The sequence below is a fragment of the Shinella sp. 20P9.1.1 genome, from assembly GCF_057798995.1.
On record NZ_JBYOLC010000006.1, the window covers coordinates 191,813 to 210,479 of the forward strand.

Sequence of the window (18,667 nt, forward strand, 5' to 3'; positions counted from 1 at the left end):
GGGCAAGGGCAGGGGCGGCATGTCAGCCATGCGCCCCCGCCATAGCATTGCAGTTACGCGCCGAGGCGTTCGGCATGCCACTTCAGGTGCTCGTCCATGAAGGTCGAGATGAAGTAGTAGGAATGATCGTACCGCTCGTGCATGCGCAGCGTCAGCTTGATGTCCGTGTCCTTGATCGCCTCTTCGAAAAGCCAGGGGCGCAGGCCGTTGTCCAGGAAGCCGTCGGCCTTGCCCTGGTCGATCAGGAATTCCGGAAAGCGGGCGCCATCCTCGACGAGCGCGCAGGCATCGTATTCGCGCCAGACCGCCTTGTCGGCGCCGAGATATTTCTCGAAGGCCGGCATCGACCAGTCGGCGCTGGAGGGCGCGACGATGGGGGCGAAGGCCGAGCAGCTCCTGAAACGGTCCGGGTGCTTCAGCGCGATGGTCATCGCGCCATGGCCGCCCATCGAATGGCCGAAAATGCCCTGACGGTCCATATCCATGCGGAAATGCTGGCGCAGGTAGTTCGGCAGCTCCTCGGTAACGTAGCTGTACATCTGGTAGTTTTCCGCCCAGGGCGCTTGCGTGGCGTCGAGGTAGAAGCCGGCGCCCTTGCCCATCTGCCAGTTGGTCAGCTCATCCGGCACGTCGTTGCCGCGCGGGCTGGTGTCGGGGCAGACGACGATCAGGCCGAGCTCGGCGGCCATGCGGCGGTACTCGCCCTTTTCCATCACGTTGGCATGGGTGCAGGTGAGGCCGGAGAGATACCAGAGCACGGGACGCGGCTCCTTGATCGCCTGCGGCGGCACGAAGACGGCGAAGGTCATCTCGGTCTTGCAGGCTTCGGAATCATGGGCGAACACACCCTGCATGCCGCCGAAGGCGGTGTTCTGGGAAAGCACTTTCATCAAAAACTCCGATTGTTTTCAGGATGCGAGCGACACCGCCACGTTGACCGCGGCGGCGACCAGCACCGTGTTGAAGAAGAAAGAAACCACGGCATGCAGCAGATTGACCTTGCGCATCGCCGTGGAGGTGATCGCGACGTCGGAGGTCTGCGCCGTCATGCCGATCACAAAGGCGAAATAGAGAAAGTCATAGGCGCCGGGCGGCGCCTTGCCGGGAAAATCGAGGCTGCGGCCGACGTCGTCGCTTTCCTCCGTGCTGCCAGGGCGCCAGTAGAGATGCGCATAGTGCAGCGCCGCCATAGTGTGAATGGTGAACCAGCCGAGGGCCACCGAGGCAACGGCGAGCACGAATTCGATGCCGGAGGCGGAGACTTCATTCAGCACGACGAAAAGCGAACCTGTCGCGACGGCGACTGCGAGGAAGGTGACGGCGAAGATGATCGCGACCGGTTCGTCGGAATCCGTCGCATAGTGCTCGAGATAGGTGGCCGTCAGGTGCGGCAGGCGTATCGCCATCAGCACGAGATAGATGAGAAAGAAGGCGATGGCCCCGATCTCGATGGCGAAATCCGGCTTCAGCCAGAGGGCTGCAACGCCAAGGAGTGCGGCCGTACCAATCCCGGCGTAGAAAGGCACATGTCGGCCATAGGCCTTGCGTTCCGGCGCGGCCGTCATGCGCCCGCCCGCGCGCTTTTTGCCCGGCGGCAGAGCCGGTCGAGCGTTTCGAGGAAGGCGGAGCGGTCGCGCGGCGAGAAGGCGGCATTGTAGCCCTTGCTTTCGCCGGTTTCGCGCAGATGCGCGCCGAGATCGCGCATGGCGCTCGCCATGCCGATATTCGCCTGGTCGAACAGCCGGCCTGTCGGCCCGGTCACATGCGCACCCTTGGCAACGCAGCGCACGGCCAGCGGCACATCGGCCGTTATGGCGATATCGCCCTCGAGGATGTTATCGGCGATCCAGTTGTCGGCAGCGTCGAAGGCGCCGGAGACGATGACATTCTTCACCATCGGGTCGCGCGAAGGACGAAGACCCGAATTGGCGACGAAGGTCACCGGCAGCCCATGGCGCTCGCCAACCTTCAGGATTTCCGGCTTCACCGGGCAGGCGTCGGCATCGACATAGATGGTTGGTGGCGTGTCAGTCATCGAAGTATCAGGAATAGTCCTCTCCGCGTTCCAAAGGATGTCTAGACCTTTTCGGCTGGCAAGAACATATCCCGGATGTCGTGCGGCAGCTGGCGTGTTGGCATTCAAGCCGACGCTCGATTGTTCTCGACAGGCCGCACCATGTCGATATGTGGAATGCCGTCCTCGACATATTCCTCGGAAATCGGCGTGAAGCCGAGCGCCTTGTAGAAGCGCTCCAGATAGCTCTGGGCCGAAAGTTCGATCGCCATACCCGGAAAATGGTTTTCGCAAGCGCGGATGGCTTCGCGCATGATCGTTTCGCCCAGTCCCTTGCCGCGATGGCCGGGTGCGACGAGCACGCGGCCTATGCGCGGCGCACTGCCAGCCTCCGGCGGCAACAGCCGCGCATAGGCAGCCGTTTCCCCGTCGATCAAAAGCCGCAGGTGCAGCGCATCGACATCCTTGCCGTCCAGCTCCGGATAGGCGCAGGCCTGCTCGACCACGAAGACCGAAACACGCAATGTCAGCAATGCATAAAGGTCGACGGCGGAGAAGGTTTCCATTCTCCGCACATCGATGCTGTAGGGCGTCTGCGTGCTCAATAGATGACCACGCCGCGGATCGATTCACCCTTGTGCATGAGGTCGAAGCCCTTGTTGATGTCCTCAAGCGGCATCGTATGCGTGATCATCGGGTCGATCTGGATCTTGCCGTCCATGTACCAGTCGACGATCTTGGGAACGTCGGTGCGGCCGCGCGCGCCGCCGAAGGCGGTGCCCATCCAGTTGCGGCCGGTGACGAGCTGGAACGGACGCGTCGAGATCTCCTGGCCCGCGCCGGCAACGCCGATGATGACCGATTTGCCCCAGCCGCGATGCGAGCTTTCCAGCGCTTGGCGCATCACCTTGGTGTTGCCCGTGCAGTCGAACGTGTAGTCCGCGCCGCCGATCAGGTCGTTGCCCCGCTTCGTCATGTTGACGAGATAGGGCACGATGTCCTCGCCCACTTCCTTGGGATTGACGAAATGCGTCATGCCGAACTTCTCGCCCCAGGCCTTGCGGTCGGGGTTGATATCGACGCCGATGATCATGTCCGCACCCGCAAGACGCAGGCCCTGCAGTACGTTGAGGCCGATGCCGCCGAGGCCGAAGACGATCGCCGTCGAGCCGATCTCGACCTTGGCCGTGTTGATGACGGCGCCGATGCCGGTCGTGACACCGCAGCCGATGTAGCAGACCTTGTCGAAGGGCGCGTCCGGGTTGATCTTGGCGAGCGCGATCTCCGGCAGAACGGTGAAGTTCGAGAAGGTCGAGCAGCCCATATAGTGGTGGATCTTGTCCTTGCCGATCGAGAAGCGCGAGGTGCCGTCGGGCATCAGGCCCTGGCCCTGGGTGGCGCGGATCGAGGTGCAGAGATTGGTCTTGCGGCTGGTGCAGGAATAACATTCGCGGCATTCCGGCGTGTAGAGCGGAATGACGTGGTCGCCTTTCTTGACCGAGGTGACGCCCGGACCGACATCGACGACGATGCCGGCACCCTCATGGCCGAGGATGGCCGGGAACAGGCCTTCCGGATCGGCGCCCGAAAGCGTGAAGTCGTCGGTGTGGCAGATGCCCGTCGCCTTCACCTCGACCAGCACTTCGCCGGCGCGCGGGCCTTCGAGCTGTACGGTCATGATTTCAAGCGGTTTTCCGGCCTGAACGGCAACGGCGGCGCGTACGTCCATTTTCGTCTCCCTATACGGATTCTGTGTTGGCCGGACCATTGCAGAGCCAGTCCGGCGCCTCAAGTGCGTGAAGCGGAAAAAATCAGCCCTGATCTGTTTTGATCAATTTCGCGACCTCAGCTTCGAGCGCGGCGATCGCCTTGCCCGTCTGGTCGTGCAACTGATGGATCTCGCGCAGCTGCCGCAGCAGCGGGTGCAGATACTCGTCGCCGGATGGATCGGTGGGGGCCTCGCCGATGCCGGCGATCAGCCAGGAGGGCGACACCGACAGCACGCCGGCCAGCATGAACAGAGCCTTGGTATCCGGCTCGGCATGGTCCCGTTCCCAGCCGCTGACGGTCTCTTCGGGAAGCCCGAGCCGGGAGGCGACACCGGCAAGGTCGAGACCGAGCGCGTCGCGGGCGCGCCAGATGCGCCCGCCGAGCGTATCGCCGTCGGCGCGGCCGGAGGGGAAGGGGATGGTGTTGCTCTCGCCGGGAAAGGTCATCGCGGCCTCCATTTCTTCTTGGCCCCAGTCTACAGGCAAGCCGGTGGCCGGTGCTACCTCAAATGCGCCGTGCCGCGCCGCCCGCACAGGGCAGATTTCCGGCATTGCCAGCCGGCGTAAAAGGACTATGCAGGGGCGAACGAAGGAAAAGCCCGATGAATGCCACGGCCAGCGCCACCGACAGCACCAGTGGAAACACGATGCAGGGCGTCGTGCTGATGGCCATCGCCATGCTGCTTCTGCCCTGCATGGATGCTATCGCCAAATACATGGCGAATTTCGTCGGCATGTCGCCGGGACAGGTGACGTTCTACCGCTTTTTCTTCCAGGTCCTCTGCACGGTTCCGCTGATCTTCACCGCCGGGGGCAGCGCCATGCTGCGGCCGAAGCGGCCATGGATGAACCTGCTGCGCGGCGCGATCCACGGCGCGGCGAGCCTGCTGTTTTTCGCGGCTGTCAAATACATGCCGCTTGCCGACGTCTTCGCGATCTATTTCGTCGAGCCGTTCATCCTCACCGCGATGTCCGCTGCTTTCCTCGGCGACAAGGTCGGTTGGAGGCGCTGGCTTGCCATCATGGTGGGTTTCGGCGGCGCGCTGATCGTCATCCAGCCGAGCTTCATTCTCTTCGGCTGGACGGCGCTGCTGCCGGTCGCCTGCGCCTTCCTCTATTCCATCTATCTCTTCATGAACCGCGCCATAGGTGAGGCCGACTCACCGCTGACCATGCAGACCATCGCCGGGTTCGGCGGGACGATCCTGATGGGGGCTGCGCTCTTTTTCGGAAACACGGCCGGCATTGCCGATTTCGCGCCCTCGCTGCCGCCGTCGCTCTTCACGCTTTTGCTCCTGGTCATCCTTGGGGCGCTTTCCGGCTATGCGCATATGCTCGTGGTGCGCGCCTTCCGCATGGCGCCGCTCTCGCTGCTTGCCCCATTCCAGTATTTCGAGATCATCTCGGCGACCGTGCTCGGCTACGCGATCTTCGGCGATTTCCCGACGCCATCGAAATGGCTCGGCATCGCCATTATCGTCGCCTCCGGCCTCTTCATCATCTGGCGCGAACACAAGGCCCGCAAGCTGATGGCAACCGCCGCCTTCGACTGACGATCCCGCTTGAAGCGCGATTCTTAATATTTGTTAGTATCTTGCCGGTAACCTTGTGCTTCCTGTCATGAAGACCGGGGAGGACGACATGTCGACATCGCTTTCGATGTTCCTGCTTGTGGCGATCAATCTCGGCCTGATCTGGCTCTTGATTGCTGCACCCGTTGGCCGCCGCACACTGCATCTGACCCGCGTCTTCAAAGCCCCGCCGAGCCGTATCGCCGCCCTTATCAGCCCGCTTGGTGCGGAGGCCAACTGGCATCCCTCCGTCGTCTCCAGCGAGCGGCTATCCGCCGGTCGCGTCCGGCAGACGCTCTCCCATCCGGATCGTCACGGCGTCCCGATCACGCGCACGCTGGAGGTTCATGAGGCGCAGGATGCGGACGACCTCGCCTGCGAGACGCGCGTGGTCGATGACAGCGCGCTCGATGCCTCCTTCTGGAAAAACTATGTCGAGCGGCGGTTCCTGCGTCCCGTGCCGGGTGGCACGGCGCTCACCGTCGAACAGACCGACCGCTATCGCGGCGTCGCCTTTCTGCTTTTCCGCTATATCCAGCTGCGCCGGGAAATGAAGGCGCTCGACCAGTGGCTGGCGACGGGCAAGGGCGACATGAGTGGCGTCCTCGAAAGCGGATGGACCCAGGCGGGTCTTGCTGTGCTGTCCACGCTGCTGCTCTGGCCGTTCTTCGGGCTCAGCACCCAGGGGCTGCTGCTGTCCACCATGTTGACGGTCGTCATTGTGCTGCACGAACTCGGGCACATGGCCGCCTATCGCGCCTTCGGCCACGGGCGGGTGCGCATGATTTTCGTACCGCTGCTCGGCGGTATCGCCGTGGGCGGCAGGCCCTACAACTCCCATTTCGAGGTCGCGGTCTGCGCGCTGATGGGGGCGGGCATGTCGGCCTTCCTCGTGCCGCCGCTGATTGCGCTTTATGACGGCGGCTTGATGGGGCGCGGCCTTCTTGTCTTCCTGCTCATTCTCGGCGCCTTCAACCTGCTGAACCTGCTGCCCATGCATCGATTCGACGGCGGCCAGGTGCTGCGGCAGGTCTTTTCAACACGCACCAGCCTGCTGGTGGCGAGTTTCCTGGTGACGCTGGTGATTCTTTGGGTCGGCTGGCGCGTCGGCCTGCCGGTGCGCATGCTGGTTGCCGGCCTTGCAATCTTCACCGTGCTCAGTCTTCTCGGCGCTGGTGGCGTCAAGCCTCGCATGGCGCTCGATCCGATGACCGCGCCGCAGCGGCTGCTGGCCGGGTTCGGCCTCTATTCCGCGCTGGTGCTGCACGGCTATGCGATCGTCTATGCCTGCGACAGGCTTCTGGGCTGACAGTCCGCGTCCGAAACCGTCGGGCCAAAGACCCGTTCGAACGAGTAGCGGATGCACATGTCCACGTCGCTCATCATGACGGGCAGGCCGAGATCGACGAGGCTGGTCACGCCGTAGCCGCGGATGCCGCAGGGCACGATGCCGGAAAAATGCTCGAGATCCGGATCGACGTTCAGCGAGAAGCCGTGAAAGCTTACCCAGCGGCGCAGGCGGATGCCGATCGCCGCGATCTTGTCCTCGGCCGGTGAGCCGTCCGGCAGCGGCGGCCGTTCCGGCCGGCGAACCCACACACCGACGCGGTCCTCGCGCCGCTCGCCGCGCACATTCATGGAATCGAGCGCGTCGATCACCACGGCTTCGAGGGCCGCCACGAAGGCGCGCACGTCCTGCCGGCGGCGTTTCAGGTCCAGCATGACATAGGCGACCCGCTGGCCGGGGCCGTGATAGGTGTATTCGCCGCCGCGGCCTGTGGAAAACACCGGGAAGCGATCCGGCGCCACGAGGTCGGCGGAATCCGCACTCGTGCCGGCCGTATAAAGCGGCGGATGTTCGACCAGCCAGACCAGTTCGTCGGCCTCGCCATTGGCGATCGCCGCGGCCTCCTTTTCCATGGTTTCGACGGCCTCGTCATAGGAAACGAGGTCCTGCGCGATGCGCCAGCGCACCGGGGGCGAGCCGTCGATCGCAAGAAGGGATGTGGAGATGTCCTGACGCTGCATGATGGCCGTCCTTTCGGATTTCTTGTGCCAGATATAGGCGCGATCATGCAAGGATTTCAGGGGTTTCAGGGCATTCGTGAAGGGGCTGTTGAAATTGTTTCGCTTTCCGTCACTTTTCTTGTCGCACGGCCTTGCACCCCCCAAATGCTTTTGCTACATGCACCTCCGTCGCCGCAAGGCAACGCCTACCACGATGCGGTCGTGGCGGAATTGGTAGACGCGCAGCGTTGAGGTCGCTGTGGGGCAACCCGTGGAAGTTCGAGTCTTCTCGACCGCACCAAAAAAGACCCGCCGAAAGGCGGGTCTTTTTGTTTCTGTACTTTTGTTCGCATCAAGACACGACCTGTACGCGTGCCTCCCGCGCCGCCGCGATGAAGGCGAGCCGGGCGCGGGTAGCACTCATCCGGCCCTCCAGCGCGCGGGCGCAGAAGGCCAGCGCCCGCTGATAGGCGCGGCCGTAGGTGACCGGCCACAATTCGGCGAGCAGGTGCATGGCGCCGGCCACGTCACGCACGAAGCGCGGGCGTGCGGAGCCCGGCAGCAGGATGCCCAAAGTCTTGTCCCAGGAAATGATTTTCATCGGTATCGTCCCTTGCATTCGCGCTCAAAAATGCGGGACGAGTCTGTTTGTTCCGGCTTCACGGAGATTTTTTCACGGTGATTCCGCTGTGTTCAGAAAGGCTTGCGCGAATCAGCCCCTGATCTTCCCGTATTTCTTGACGATGCGCTCGCGCTTAAGGCGCGAAAGCCGATCGATCCAGAAAATACCGTCGAGCTGGTCGATTTCGTGCTGCAGGCAGACGGAGAGCAGGCCGTCCGCTTCCTCCGCCTGCGGCGCGCCGGAAAGGTCCTGATAGCGAAGGCGGATGCGGGCAGGGCGCTCCACCTCGTCGGTGACGCCGGGCATCGAGACACTGCCCTCCGTGTTCCGCTGCATCTCCGGCGAGAACCACTCTATGACGGGGTTCACATAGATCCTGAGCGAGCCGGGACCGTCGAGTTCGATCACCGTCAGCTGCTCGAGAATACCGACATGCGCTGCGGTGATGCCGATGCCGGGGGCGGCACGCATCGTCGCCGCGAGATCGTCCGCGAGGCCCGCCAGCCGCGCATCAAAGGTCTCGATCGCTTTGCAAGGTTGGCGCAGGCGCAGGTCGGGATAGCGCACGATGGGCAGGAGGGCCATGGTTGCTCCGGTCGTCGGTTTTTTCCCCTTCCTAGCCTGTTTGCGGCGGTGGGAAAATGCCGGGCCTGTTTCGTGCGCCGCAAAACCTTCGATTTGCATGCTATTGCAACAGCTTGCGAAAAATTTTCGCGACGTCGGCTTTTGCCGCTTTCGGCGATGGACCGGGCGGGCACTTTGAGCTAGCACGATGAGCGTGAGACGTCCGTTTTCGGACGCCTGCGAGGAACCCTGCACTGAAATCCCTGTCATCTCCGCGCCGCCGACGTGGCCCTGCGGGACGATACCGACGCAAGGAGCGGCCCGATGGACAACACCGGCGACGACGACCGCATCGAGCAGCAGGGCAACACCGTAGAACACAGTACCTTCGACGGTGAGGATATCTATGCCGAGGACGGCTCGATCCGTTCGGATTTCCTCATGCATGTCGGTGCGGCGATCGCCGACCGCGATCTCCTGTTCCTGCGCCGCCACGTCGCGCGGCTGCACGAATCGGAAATGGGCGATCTTCTGGAGGCGATCCAGGCTGACCAGCGCCGCCAGCTCGTCTCGCTGCTCGGCGCCGATTTCGACCTTGCGGCGCTGACCGAGGTCGACGAGGCCATCCGCCTCGACATCGTCGATCACATGCCGAACGAACAGATCGCCGCAGCGCTCGGCGAGATGGATTCGGACGACGCCGTCTACATTCTGGAAGACCTCGATCAGGAAGATCAGGAGGAAATCCTCTCCAAGCTGCCGTTCACCGAACGGATCCGCCTGCGCCGCTCGCTGGATTATCCGGAAAGCACGGCCGGCCGCCGCATGCAGACGGAATTCGTCGCCGTGCCGCCGTTCTGGACGATCGGCCAGACGATCGACTATCTGCGCGAGGACGCCGACCTGCCGGAGAGCTTTTCGCAGATCTTCGTCATCGATCCGACCTTCCGCCTGCTTGGCGTCGTCGATCTCGACCGCATCCTGCGCACGGCGCGCGGCACGAAGATCGAAACGGTCATGCGCGAGACCAACCACCCGATCCCGGCCGACATGGACCAGGAAGAGGCGGCCCAGCTCTTCGAGCAGTACGATCTTCTCTCCGCCGCCGTCGTTGACGAGAACGGCCGCTTGGTCGGCGTGCTGACCATCGACGACGTGGTCGACGTCATTCAGGAGGAAGCCGAGGAGGACTTGATGCGCCTCGGCGGCGTCGGCGACGAAGAGCTTTCGGACACCGTCCTTACCACCTCTCGTTCGCGCGCGCCCTGGCTGCTCGTCAACCTGCTGACGGCGTTCATCTCCGCTTCGGTCATCTCGCTGTTCGAGGGAACGATCGAGCAGATCGTGGCGCTCGCCATCCTGATGCCGGCGGTGGCGGGCATGGGCGGCAATGCCGGCTCGCAGACCATGACGGTGACGGTGCGTGCACTTGCGACGCGCGACCTCGACATTCACAACGCCTGGCGCGTCGTGCGCCGCGAGGCGGGTGTCGGCCTGTTGCATGGCATCGCTTTCGGCCTGATGATTGGTGCGGTGGCCGGCTTGTGGTTTCAGGACATCAATATCGGCGGCGTCATCGCGGCAGCCATGCTGATCAATATGTGCGCGGCGGCTCTTGCAGGGATTATGATTCCCATGCTGCTCGACAAAGCCGGCGCCGACCCTGCGGTCTCCTCCAGCGTCTTCGTCACGGCAGTGACGGATATCGTTGGATTTTTTGCCTTTCTTGGCCTCGCCACATGGTGGTTTGCGATCCATTGAGGTGAAAAATTGACTTATACGTAAAAGTCAATAAAATGCCCGCTCAGAAATGATCGGAGCAGGCGTGGACAAGTTTTATACCATAACCGAGCTGACGCGCGAATTCGGCGTTTCCACACGCACCTTGCGCTTCTACGAGGATGAGGGGCTCATCAATCCCGAGCGCCGCGGCCGCACACGCCTTTTCCGACCGGCAGACCGTCGCCTGATCCTGGAAATCCTGCGCGGTCGGCGTATCGGCTTCACCATTGCCGAGATCCGCGACATCATCCGCGTCTACAAGGACCCGCCGGGCGAGGTGGGGCAGCTCGAAATGCTGATGACGAAGGTCAGCGAGAAGCGCGAGGAACTACGCCAGAAGCGGCGGGACATCGAGGAGACGCTGACCGAGCTCGACAATGTCGAGGAGGCCTGCCTCACCCGCCTCGCCGAAATCGGCGTCGGCACCTGAGCAATCCGGGTTTTGAATGTATCGTATGGCGCGGGATGGAAACATCCGGCGCCATCGTCGTTTTCAGATCCAGCGGGTCGTGCCGTTGCAATAGCGTTCGAAATCGATGCCGAAGCGCGAGAGGAGATGCAGTTCTTCCCGCTTGATGGCGACGATGCTGGTGAGGCCGGACGCGACGATGGCCGTCACCAGACACCAGGGATTGAGCATCACAAGGCCGATGCCGGCCGTCGCCAGCGTATAGCCGAGATAGATCGGGTTGCGGGTAAGCCTGTAAGGGCCGGAGGTGACCAGATGGGTGGAACAGCGGTTCGGCAGGATGGTCGTGTGGCAATCCAGAAGCGTGCGCATCGCCCAGACGTCCAGCACGATTGCCGTGAGGATCAGCGCGCTGCCGGCGACGGTAGCGATCAGGCTGTCGGTCTCCGATACCGCGAGCGGGAAATAGGCCTGGAGCAGGAAGGCGACCGCGAGTGCCGCGCCGTAGATCAGCGGAGGCCAGGGGAAGGCGAGTGGCTTCATGCGATAGGCGTTCATGATCCCTACTCCTTGAGGTCGGTCTTCGTCTCGGATTCCGTCGTGCATTGCGAGGAGATCGCGGCGATCCGCTCATCCGTCGTAACATCGATCGCGCCGCGGTTGAGGTCGGCGAAAAGGTTCTGCTTCTGCAATCCGTTCAGCGTGCAGCCGCAAAAGCTCTGGCAGAATCCGGCGCCGCGTTCGGGTTCGCAGGCGCGCATGCAGCTTTTGACATAGCCGACGGCCGGATCGGGCGCTGGGGCCGGCATGACCAGCGAGAAGCCATAGACCAGCGCAATCAGCACCGGCTGGTGGATAAGATAGATGGCGAGACTGTGGCGCCCTGCGGCCTCCAGCAGGGTTTTCCACCGGTCGTTCGTCCGCCCGCCAAGACCGGCGAGCCGTTCGGGAAGTGTGCTCGCTAGGAACAGCTTGGCAAAGACGATGCCTAGAAGCACCGGCGCGATCCAAGGCAACAGCGGCACGTAGTCGTTCGAGCGCGGGATGTTGACCGAGAGCCCGACCCACCAGAGTGCCGGATGATCGAAGAGCGGTGCCCGCAGATAGAGTGGTGCTGCGACCGCTGCCGCGGCGGCGACCAGTGTGACGATGACGGGCAGGCGCAGGAAGAGGAGCCCGATGACGCTTGCTGCTGCAATGGCATGCAGGATGCCGAAGAAGATGAATGTCTCGCGGAAGGCGAACCAGGTGGCGATGGTGATGATGAGAGCCGCACCGCCGATCTTCCCAAGCCGGATGAAGAAGGGCCTTGCGTGAAACCCTTTCCGCTGCCCGAGCACGAGACTGAAGCCGACGAGGAAGAGGAAGCTGCCGGCAATCACGCGGGCAAAGATGCGCCAGCCGCCGGTCGTGGCGGTTTCCGGCTCGATATAGCCGAAGAAGCCGAGGTCCCAGGTGAAATGGTAGATCGCCATGGCGATCAGGGCGACGCCGCGCAGCTGGTCGATCAGCGGGATACGGGCAAGTCGGCGCGTTTGCCCGCCGTCTGCTGCCTCATTGCCGTCAATCACCGTGGTCGTCATGGTTCGAGGTCGCCGCATTGCTTTGGTCCATAGAAAAGTGTCACGCCAAGCTTGCGCCGGGCGGATGGCCGAAAGGTGGCCGGTTGGAACGGATCGTTGGGAGAGGTCAGTCGAGGTTTTCGAGCACGGCGAGGCGTGCTTCCGAATAGAACTGACGGCGCACGAGCACGATGATGATGCCAATGGTCGTGGCGATGAACAGGAACGGGCTGACGAACCAGCCGAGATAACCGATCGACAGGAAGATGGCCCGCAGACCCTTGTTGAAGTGTTTTGCCGCAAGAATGTTCATGCGGATCACTTTGTCGGCGGCGAGATCCGCGCCGGCGGGATCCTTGTGAATGTCGCCGCTCATCGGCATGGCGCCGAGCAGGATGGTGCAATAGTTGAACAGCCGGTAGGACCAGCCGAACTTGAAGAAGGCATAGCCGAAGATGATGGCAAGGCCGCCGACCTTCATCTCGAAGCCGGCGCGGCTGCCATGGAAGAAATAGGGCAGGTCGCTGAAGATCGCGAAGACCTGCTCCGTCGCCCCGAGTAGCGCAAAGCAGCTGCCGAGCGCCAGAAGCGAGGTTGAGGCGAAGAAAGCCGTGCCGTTCTGCAGGCCGGCCATGATCTGTGTATCGATCATGCGCAGGTCGCGGTGCATGGCGTTGCGGATCCACACCGCGCGCTGCGAACTCATGGCGCGCGTGAGGCTCACCCGGTCGAACAGTTTTGCCCGGTCCGTAATCCAGGAATACCCCATCCACAGGGCGAGGAAGATAGCGAGTGCGATAAGGTCCGGGGTGTTCATGAGATGTCTTGTGCCACGGATTCGGCATTTTGCAAGCCGCGGGGCGACCGCGTTCGCGCGTTGTTCAGACCTGGGGCAAAACCAGGGCGGCGCTCGCCGTTCGCAAGAGTGCCTCCGGCGCGCGCAACTGTCTGATTCTGCGACAGGTCATGCGTTGAGCGCGGGGCTCCTATGCCGATGCCGCCTTGGTTTCGCCATTTTTCGCGATTGCGGTTTCATACATTCTTCATTAAACAGAGCCCCCATGCGGCGCCGATATCGGCGGCTCGCACGACACTTCCATTCGGGGAAATCATGGAAAGCACCGTTCAGAAATCCTGCTGGGGCGTTACTGCCCGTGCAGTCCTCGGTTTTGGCGCCGTTCTGGTCATCGCCTATCTCTTCGGCGGCATCTGAAAACATCAGGCCCCAATCCCTACATAAGCAGCGCGCTCTTCACCGAGACGCGCTGTTTTTGTTTTCGGCATGTCGCACTGGTAAAACCCGATGTCGGGAGATCGCCAAGAGCGCGTCGCGTGATAACGTAGCTTGAGCGATTAATGCACAGCCGGCTGCGGCGAGGAGAAGTCAGGGAATGTTCCTTTCGGTTTTTGATGTCTTCAAGATCGGTATCGGGCCGTCGAGCTCCCATACGATGGGGCCGATGTCGGCGGCGAACCGCTTTCTCGACCTGATCCTCTCCGACTACTGGCCGCGCCCGTCGAACGCCCATGTCGCGGGTATCCGCATGAGCCTGCACGGCTCGCTCGCCTATACCGGCGTCGGCCATGGCTCCGACCGCGCCGTCATTCTCGGCCTGATGGGCGAGCGGCCTGACGCGGTCGACCCTGACCAGATGGATGCGATCGTGGGCGAGGTCGAGCGCACCGGCCGCATCACGCCGCCGGGCCATCCCGGTTACACCTTCCAGCCGAAGACCGACCTGATCTTCGACAAGAAGAATCCGCTGCCCGGCCACGCCAACGGGATGACCTTCTCCGCCTATGACCGCGACGACCGCCTCCTCTTGAAGCGTATCTACTATTCCGTCGGCGGCGGTTTCGTCGTCACGGATACGGAACTCGAGCAGATGCGCGCCAGCAAGGCGAAGCCCGGCGGCACGAAAGTGCCGTTCCCCTTCTCATCGGCCAAGCAGATGCTCGAAATGGCGGAACGTTCGGGCATGACGATTGCCCAGATGAAGCGCGCCAACGAGGAAGCGACCATGTCGCGCGAGGAGCTGGATGCCGGCCTCGACCGAATCTGGGGCGCCATGAAGAGCTGCATCGATCGTGGCCTGAAGAACGAGGGCATCATGCCCGGTGGCCTGAAGGTGCGCCGCCGCGCCCGCTCGATCCATGACAAGCTGCAGGAGGAGTGGCGCTCCAACAAGGCGAACCCGCTGCTCGCCAATGACTGGCTCTCCGTCTACGCCATGGCCGTCAACGAGGAGAACGCCGCCGGCGGCCGCGTCGTGACCTCGCCGACCAATGGCGCGGCCGGCGTCGTGCCCGCCACGATCCGCTACTACCTGCATTTCCACGAGGACGCCGACCAGGACGGCATTCGCGATTACCTGCTGACGGCTGCGGCCGTCGGCGGCATCATCAAGCACAATGCCTCGATCTCCGGCGCCGAAGTCGGCTGTCAGGGCGAGGTGGGCTCCGCCTCCGCCATGGCCGCCGCCGGCCTTGCCGCCGTCATGGGCGGTTCGCCCGAGCAGGTGGAGAATGCTGCGGAAATCGCGCTGGAGCACCATCTCGGCATGACCTGCGACCCGATTGCCGGCCTCGTGCAGGTGCCGTGCATCGAGCGCAACGCGCTGGGCGCGGTCAAGGCGGTCACGGCGGCCTCGCTGTCCCTCAAGGGCGACGGCCAGCATTTCGTGCCGCTCGACGCCTGTATCGAGACGATGCGCCAGACCGGCGTCGACATGAACGAGAAGTACAAGGAAACCTCCACCGGCGGCCTCGCCGTCAATGTGGTGGAGTGCTGATCGTCCATTTGTTCCCTGTGGAGTGCGACGCGGCGGCCTCTTGACCCGGCCGCCGCAACGGCGTTCAAAGAGCCATGGCCCTACATCTCATCAAACTCTGTGTCGGCGCTGACAGCATCGATGACCTGCGTGAATGGGTGTCCGAACGCTCGCTGATCGCGATCGCCGCGGGCATGGAGCCGCATTCGAGCCATATCACCCGCATGATCCCGAAGCGCGATCAGGAACTGCTCGACGGCGGCTCGCTCTATTGGGTGATCAAGGGGCAGGTTCAGGCCCGCCAGCGCCTGCTCGGCCTGAAAAGCTTTACGGATGTCGACGGCATTTCGCGCTGTGAGCTGGTGCTTGGCCCGGAGGTGATCGAGACGGAATTCCAGCCGCGCCGCGCCTTCCAGGGCTGGCGTTATCTCACCGAGGACGACGCGCCGCGCGATCTCAAGAATATGGGTGAGGGGCTGGCCGATCTGCCGCTGGAGCTTCGGCGCGAACTCGCCGAACTCGGACTTCTCTAGGCGCTGAATTCAACGCAGGCGCATGCGCACCGGATAGCGCCGTTCGCTGATGCCGACATGGAGATGGATCCCGGCGGCCGGCTGGCCGGAGCGCCAAGCGCGGGCGCCATGCGCCAGCAGCATGCCGACGAGATCCTTCGTCTTGTTGCGCGAACGGCCCAATCCGATATCCGCGATCCGCATCGCTGCTTCGTGCAGCGGGTGGAGCGTGCCCTTCAGCGGCCGGCGCTTTTCGTCGCGCGCTGCGGTGGGAACATCGAAGATGTTTTCGTTCATCGCCATGATCTGCCTCGTACGCAATACCTGATCGAGGATGGCAGAGCCGCTACATACGGCATCCGCCTGTCTCTCCCCCGCAGCCATCGGTACGCAATACCTGGCCGATGCCGTTGCGGGTTGAAGACGGTAGTCCGGGAACCGCGCCGTCAAGCGCGGTCCAATCTCGTTACTGCTGGCTGGCCCAGCAGGCAAAGCCCTTGCGCTTCAGCACCTTGCAGGCCGCCGCCGCGCCGTTCTGGTTGTCGAAGCCGCCGAAGCGGGCGCGATAGAGCGCGCCGCTGCCGCTGTTGACGGCGACCGTGAAGGGCATCGCGCTGGAAAGAACCTTGCCGCCCGAATTCTTCGCCTTGGAGAGCAGCTCCTGTGCCTGGCCCTTGTCCGGCGTCGCGCCGATCTGGATAACCCAGCCCGAGGGCGTGGATTCCGAGGCCATGGTGGCGGTGGTGGTCGAAGAGGTGGTCAGCTTGTCGAGCGAGCCGCCGGTGTCGCCCTGTTCCGTCAGCTCTTCCGCCGGAACGGCGCTTTCACGCTGGAGCTTGAGGGTTGCAGCAAGCGCACGCTTGCCGACGATCTCGTTTTCACCCGATGTCGCGGCATAGGCCGTCTCGATGCGGGCTTCGTTGTAGCGATAGGTCGGGATAGGGCCGTTTTCCGGCAGTTCCATGCCGCGGTTGCTCAGCGTGCCGCTTGCCGATGCGGTGACGGTTTCGCTTGCCGATGCTGTGACCGCTTCGCTTGCAACATCCGCTGTCAGTGTCGGCGCATCCTTGGTTTCGGCGATCAGGTCGCCACCGCCGCGGCGGGACGCCTTCGGCATATAGGCGGCGATGAGCTTGCGCATCTGCTGGTCGCGGGCACCGCCCGAACGGCCGCCGAGCACGACGCCGACGACGCTCCGGCCATCGGCAACGGCCGAGGTCACGAGGTTGTAACCGGAAGCGCGCGTGTAGCCGGTCTTGATGCCGTCAACGCCGCGCACGCTGCCGAGCAGGCGGTTGTGGCCGTTGATGACCTGCTTGCCGAAGCGGAAGCTGCGAACTGAGAAATAGTCGTAGTACTGCGGAAAGTGCTGGCGCAGCGCGATGCCGAGGCGGGCCTGGTCACGGGCGGTGGTGACCTGTGCCGTGTTCGGAAGACCATTGGCGTTGCGGTAGGTGGTGCGCGTCATGCCGAGCGCGCGAGCCTTTTGCGTCATGATGCGGGCAAAGCGCTCTTCCGAGCCGCCAAGCATTTCGGCAAGCGCCGTGGAAGCGTCATTTGCCGAGCGGGTGATGAGGCCGAGCATGGCCTGTTCGACGGTGATCGAGTTGCCGGCGCGCACGCCGAGCTTGGTCGGCGGCTCGCTCGATGCATTTTTCGAGAAGGGAACGCGGGTGTCGAGACGGATTTTTCCAGCTTCGAGCGCTTCGAAGGTCAAATACAGCGTCATCATCTTGGTGAGAGATGCCGGGTAGCGCAGCGCGTCGGCATCCTCGCTGTAAAGCACCTTGCCCGTCTTGGCATCGATGACGATGCCGGCATATTTCGGAGAGGCTTCCGCAGGTGCCGCAAAGGCAACGGTACTGACCATTCCGACCATCACCAGACCTTGCGCCACGGTGGCAACTGCCTGACAGGAGCGGGGGAGGAAATCGAGGAATACGGAACGGGACACTACGTTACTCTTCATTCTCGGATTGCAGATGGTGTTCGGATGGGAGGTTCCGGAACGACCGTTGGCAGCACAGTAGCGAGACAGCGTTACCAATCGGTTTATGATGAATCATTGGTTTCTGAGATCGCCATTATTTTATCGGCTACGGTTGACGGCGAGCGGGCGGCCGTTCCGGATGAGGGACTGGCCGAGATAGTCGCGGACGCGCGCTTCCATGGCCTGCCACTGCGGCAAAAGTCTGCTCGAAAAGCGATAAAGCACGGAAAGATCGCCGCCGATGTGGATATCGCGCTGGCAATCCGCGCTGGTCGATTGCATGTCGTCTGCCGGCATCATGCAGCGTACCGCATAGTCCGCGCCATTGGGCAGCGTGCCGGTGAAGAACACCTCGTTGCCGTAGCCGGAATTGTCCTTGAGGTGGCGCAAGGTGAGGGCGGCCGGGCCGAGGTCTGTGTGGCCGTCGAAGAGGTGGCTGTAGATCGGCTCGAGCCGGCCCGACATGTCCTTCGACATGGTGCTTTGCGAAAGGCTGAGGAAAATCAGGCTTTCCGGGCGGTTCGCGTCGTTGAAGCGGCTGCGCTCGGCATTGGAGTAGCCCTGCATTTCCGGCCAGGTGAGATAGAGATCGACGCGCTCCGCAAGGCCGGTACGGCGCTGCTCTTCGAAACGGATGACATTTGCAGGGAGGCGGATCTGGTCCTGGCCGATCACGACATCGACCGGCTCGGCATTTTCCGTATGGCCGGCCAGCGCGATGCGTTCGCCGAGCATGCGGCCGGCAATGCTGATGCCGATGGTGAGACCGGCGAGGACGGCGACGCCGATGGTCAGTCGTGTCAACAGGCGGTTGGAGAGGAGCGGCGCGTGGCCGTCGTCACCTGTCGTCGCAATGGTCATCGCATTCCTCGCCCGCCGAGAGAAAATCGGGACTCAGGCTTGCCTGAATCTCTTGAGGCGAGGGTCTGCGAACGTGGTTAATTTTGAATGAATTTTATGAGGTTGGCGGGCTGCCCAAAAAGGGGGCGGCCGGTTCCGGGACAGCAGAACCGGCCGCAGGGCCATGGTCGGGACGGGGATTGGGGGACTGACCGGGCCCTTTTCTTGCCCGGCGGGGCAGCCGGGCAATTTCG

The 18,667-nt window shown here is 63.1% G+C and carries 21 protein-coding genes and 1 tRNA gene; 7 read left to right on the forward strand and 15 right to left on the reverse strand.

The window, feature by feature from the left end; genetic code table 11:
- Positions 1-53 precede the first annotated feature (53 nt).
- The 6 genes from fghA to AC27VQ_RS12900 form a co-directional block, all read right to left on the reverse strand.
- On the reverse strand, positions 54-890 hold the full coding sequence (gene fghA / locus AC27VQ_RS12875) for an S-formylglutathione hydrolase (RefSeq protein ID WP_488716554.1): 837 nt from the start codon (positions 888-890) through the stop codon (positions 54-56).
- An 18-nt stretch (positions 891-908) separates the two neighbouring features.
- Positions 909-1,565, reverse strand: a complete 657-nt coding sequence (locus AC27VQ_RS12880) for a DUF1345 domain-containing protein (RefSeq protein ID WP_488716555.1) — start codon at positions 1,563-1,565, stop codon at positions 909-911.
- Positions 1,562-2,035: a YaiI/YqxD family protein gene (locus AC27VQ_RS12885; RefSeq protein WP_313528240.1), complete on the reverse strand. Its 474-nt coding sequence runs from the start codon at positions 2,033-2,035 to the stop codon at positions 1,562-1,564. The genes AC27VQ_RS12880 and AC27VQ_RS12885 overlap by 4 nt, the downstream gene beginning before the upstream one ends.
- Positions 2,036-2,139: 104 nt before the next feature.
- Entirely contained in the window at positions 2,140-2,580 is a 441-nt protein-coding gene (locus tag AC27VQ_RS12890) for a GNAT family N-acetyltransferase (RefSeq protein ID WP_488716556.1), read from the reverse strand.
- 35 nt (positions 2,581-2,615) lie between these two features.
- The gene (locus tag AC27VQ_RS12895; RefSeq protein ID WP_488716557.1) at positions 2,616-3,743 is read right to left on the reverse strand and encodes an S-(hydroxymethyl)glutathione dehydrogenase/class III alcohol dehydrogenase; all 1,128 of its coding nucleotides are present in this window, start codon (positions 3,741-3,743) and stop codon (positions 2,616-2,618) included.
- Positions 3,744-3,825: 82 nt separating this feature from the next.
- On the reverse strand, positions 3,826-4,230 hold the full coding sequence (locus AC27VQ_RS12900; protein ID WP_488716558.1) for a helix-turn-helix domain-containing protein: 405 nt from the start codon (positions 4,228-4,230) through the stop codon (positions 3,826-3,828).
- Between the two features lie 200 nt (positions 4,231-4,430).
- Between AC27VQ_RS12900 and AC27VQ_RS12905 the strand changes: the two genes are divergently transcribed.
- On the forward strand, positions 4,431-5,336 hold the full coding sequence (locus AC27VQ_RS12905; RefSeq protein ID WP_488716663.1) for a DMT family transporter: 906 nt from the start codon (positions 4,431-4,433) through the stop codon (positions 5,334-5,336).
- Between the two features lie 88 nt (positions 5,337-5,424).
- Positions 5,425-6,663: a zinc metalloprotease gene (locus tag AC27VQ_RS12910; RefSeq protein ID WP_488716559.1), complete on the forward strand. Its 1,239-nt coding sequence runs from the start codon at positions 5,425-5,427 to the stop codon at positions 6,661-6,663.
- On the opposite strand, the gene lipB is transcribed toward AC27VQ_RS12910, so the two are convergent.
- Positions 6,636-7,382, reverse strand: coding sequence for a lipoyl(octanoyl) transferase LipB (gene lipB, locus AC27VQ_RS12915; RefSeq protein ID WP_488716560.1), 747 nt, complete (start codon positions 7,380-7,382; stop codon positions 6,636-6,638). The two genes, AC27VQ_RS12910 and lipB, sit on opposite strands and share 28 nt — an antisense overlap.
- Before the next feature lie 195 nt (positions 7,383-7,577).
- On the opposite strand from lipB, the gene AC27VQ_RS12920 reads away from it, so the two are divergent.
- Positions 7,578-7,662, forward strand: a tRNA-Leu gene (locus AC27VQ_RS12920).
- Between the two features lie 51 nt (positions 7,663-7,713).
- On the opposite strand, the gene AC27VQ_RS12925 is transcribed toward AC27VQ_RS12920, so the two are convergent.
- Together AC27VQ_RS12925 and AC27VQ_RS12930 are read right to left on the reverse strand one after the other, a co-directional pair.
- Entirely contained in the window at positions 7,714-7,962 is a 249-nt protein-coding gene (locus AC27VQ_RS12925) for a DUF982 domain-containing protein (RefSeq protein ID WP_488716561.1), read from the reverse strand.
- A gap of 111 nt (positions 7,963-8,073) precedes the next feature.
- Positions 8,074-8,568, reverse strand: a complete 495-nt coding sequence (locus AC27VQ_RS12930; RefSeq protein ID WP_488716562.1) for a peptide deformylase — start codon at positions 8,566-8,568, stop codon at positions 8,074-8,076.
- Positions 8,569-8,871: 303 nt separating this feature from the next.
- On the opposite strand from AC27VQ_RS12930, the gene mgtE reads away from it, so the two are divergent.
- Together mgtE and AC27VQ_RS12940 are read left to right on the forward strand one after the other, a co-directional pair.
- Positions 8,872-10,308, forward strand: a complete 1,437-nt coding sequence (gene mgtE / locus AC27VQ_RS12935) for a magnesium transporter (RefSeq protein ID WP_313531151.1) — start codon at positions 8,872-8,874, stop codon at positions 10,306-10,308.
- Between the two features lie 64 nt (positions 10,309-10,372).
- The gene (locus AC27VQ_RS12940) at positions 10,373-10,759 is read left to right on the forward strand and encodes a MerR family transcriptional regulator (protein WP_313531149.1); all 387 of its coding nucleotides are present in this window, start codon (positions 10,373-10,375) and stop codon (positions 10,757-10,759) included.
- 63 nt (positions 10,760-10,822) lie between these two features.
- Here AC27VQ_RS12940 and AC27VQ_RS12945 read toward each other — a convergent pair whose 3' ends face one another.
- The 3 genes from AC27VQ_RS12945 to AC27VQ_RS12955 all read right to left on the reverse strand — a co-directional run bounded on the left by AC27VQ_RS12945 (position 10,823) and on the right by AC27VQ_RS12955 (position 13,117).
- Positions 10,823-11,296, reverse strand: coding sequence for a methyltransferase family protein (locus tag AC27VQ_RS12945; protein WP_421593746.1), 474 nt, complete (start codon positions 11,294-11,296; stop codon positions 10,823-10,825).
- A 5-nt stretch (positions 11,297-11,301) separates the two neighbouring features.
- Positions 11,302-12,321, reverse strand: coding sequence for an acetyltransferase domain-containing protein (locus AC27VQ_RS12950; RefSeq protein WP_488716563.1), 1,020 nt, complete (start codon positions 12,319-12,321; stop codon positions 11,302-11,304).
- A 106-nt stretch (positions 12,322-12,427) separates the two neighbouring features.
- Positions 12,428-13,117, reverse strand: coding sequence for a DUF599 domain-containing protein (locus AC27VQ_RS12955; protein ID WP_488716564.1), 690 nt, complete (start codon positions 13,115-13,117; stop codon positions 12,428-12,430).
- Positions 13,118-13,691: 574 nt separating this feature from the next.
- Here AC27VQ_RS12955 and AC27VQ_RS12960 point away from each other — a divergent pair.
- Both AC27VQ_RS12960 and AC27VQ_RS12965 read left to right on the forward strand, forming a co-directional pair.
- Positions 13,692-15,092: an L-serine ammonia-lyase gene (locus AC27VQ_RS12960; RefSeq protein WP_488716565.1), complete on the forward strand. Its 1,401-nt coding sequence runs from the start codon at positions 13,692-13,694 to the stop codon at positions 15,090-15,092.
- A 74-nt stretch (positions 15,093-15,166) separates the two neighbouring features.
- Positions 15,167-15,604 (forward strand): DUF1489 family protein, encoded by a 438-nt coding sequence (locus tag AC27VQ_RS12965; RefSeq protein ID WP_421593801.1) that lies wholly within the window; start codon positions 15,167-15,169, stop codon positions 15,602-15,604.
- A 9-nt stretch (positions 15,605-15,613) separates the two neighbouring features.
- On the opposite strand, the gene AC27VQ_RS12970 is transcribed toward AC27VQ_RS12965, so the two are convergent.
- From AC27VQ_RS12970 to AC27VQ_RS12980, 3 genes are all read right to left on the reverse strand, one after another.
- On the reverse strand, positions 15,614-15,886 hold the full coding sequence (locus AC27VQ_RS12970; protein ID WP_488716566.1) for a hypothetical protein: 273 nt from the start codon (positions 15,884-15,886) through the stop codon (positions 15,614-15,616).
- A gap of 163 nt (positions 15,887-16,049) precedes the next feature.
- The gene (locus tag AC27VQ_RS12975) at positions 16,050-17,552 is read right to left on the reverse strand and encodes a serine hydrolase (RefSeq protein ID WP_488716567.1); all 1,503 of its coding nucleotides are present in this window, start codon (positions 17,550-17,552) and stop codon (positions 16,050-16,052) included.
- Positions 17,553-17,672: 120 nt separating this feature from the next.
- Positions 17,673-18,434 carry a hypothetical protein gene (locus tag AC27VQ_RS12980; RefSeq protein WP_488716568.1) on the reverse strand — a complete coding sequence of 254 codons (762 nt, stop codon included), beginning with the start codon at positions 18,432-18,434 and terminating at the stop codon, positions 17,673-17,675.
- Positions 18,435-18,667: the final 233 nt, after the last annotated feature.

Coding starts and splice junctions, on each gene's coding strand:
- fghA (WP_488716554.1), bottom strand. CDS start 890: ATGAAAGTGCTTTCCCAGAACACCGCCTTCGGCGGCATGCAGGGTGTG.
- AC27VQ_RS12930 (WP_488716562.1), bottom strand. CDS start 8,568: ATGGCCCTCCTGCCCATCGTGCGCTATCCCGACCTGCGCCTGCGCCAA.
- AC27VQ_RS12925 (WP_488716561.1), bottom strand. CDS start 7,962: ATGAAAATCATTTCCTGGGACAAGACTTTGGGCATCCTGCTGCCGGGC.
- AC27VQ_RS12885 (WP_313528240.1), bottom strand. CDS start 2,035: ATGACTGACACGCCACCAACCATCTATGTCGATGCCGACGCCTGCCCG.
- lipB (WP_488716560.1), bottom strand. CDS start 7,382: ATGCAGCGTCAGGACATCTCCACATCCCTTCTTGCGATCGACGGCTCG.
- AC27VQ_RS12905 (WP_488716663.1), top strand. CDS start 4,431: ATGCAGGGCGTCGTGCTGATGGCCATCGCCATGCTGCTTCTGCCCTGC.
- mgtE (WP_313531151.1), top strand. CDS start 8,872: ATGGACAACACCGGCGACGACGACCGCATCGAGCAGCAGGGCAACACC.
- AC27VQ_RS12980 (WP_488716568.1), bottom strand. CDS start 18,434: ATGACCATTGCGACGACAGGTGACGACGGCCACGCGCCGCTCCTCTCC.
- AC27VQ_RS12950 (WP_488716563.1), bottom strand. CDS start 12,321: ATGACGACCACGGTGATTGACGGCAATGAGGCAGCAGACGGCGGGCAA.
- AC27VQ_RS12910 (WP_488716559.1), top strand. CDS start 5,425: ATGTCGACATCGCTTTCGATGTTCCTGCTTGTGGCGATCAATCTCGGC.
- AC27VQ_RS12965 (WP_421593801.1), top strand. CDS start 15,167: ATGGCCCTACATCTCATCAAACTCTGTGTCGGCGCTGACAGCATCGAT.
- AC27VQ_RS12960 (WP_488716565.1), top strand. CDS start 13,692: ATGTTCCTTTCGGTTTTTGATGTCTTCAAGATCGGTATCGGGCCGTCG.
- AC27VQ_RS12955 (WP_488716564.1), bottom strand. CDS start 13,117: ATGAACACCCCGGACCTTATCGCACTCGCTATCTTCCTCGCCCTGTGG.
- AC27VQ_RS12880 (WP_488716555.1), bottom strand. CDS start 1,565: ATGACGGCCGCGCCGGAACGCAAGGCCTATGGCCGACATGTGCCTTTC.
- AC27VQ_RS12890 (WP_488716556.1), bottom strand. CDS start 2,580: ATGGAAACCTTCTCCGCCGTCGACCTTTATGCATTGCTGACATTGCGT.
- AC27VQ_RS12945 (WP_421593746.1), bottom strand. CDS start 11,296: ATGAACGCCTATCGCATGAAGCCACTCGCCTTCCCCTGGCCTCCGCTG.
- AC27VQ_RS12975 (WP_488716567.1), bottom strand. CDS start 17,552: ATGAAGAGTAACGTAGTGTCCCGTTCCGTATTCCTCGATTTCCTCCCC.
- AC27VQ_RS12900 (WP_488716558.1), bottom strand. CDS start 4,230: ATGACCTTTCCCGGCGAGAGCAACACCATCCCCTTCCCCTCCGGCCGC.
- AC27VQ_RS12970 (WP_488716566.1), bottom strand. CDS start 15,886: ATGGCGATGAACGAAAACATCTTCGATGTTCCCACCGCAGCGCGCGAC.
- AC27VQ_RS12895 (WP_488716557.1), bottom strand. CDS start 3,743: ATGGACGTACGCGCCGCCGTTGCCGTTCAGGCCGGAAAACCGCTTGAA.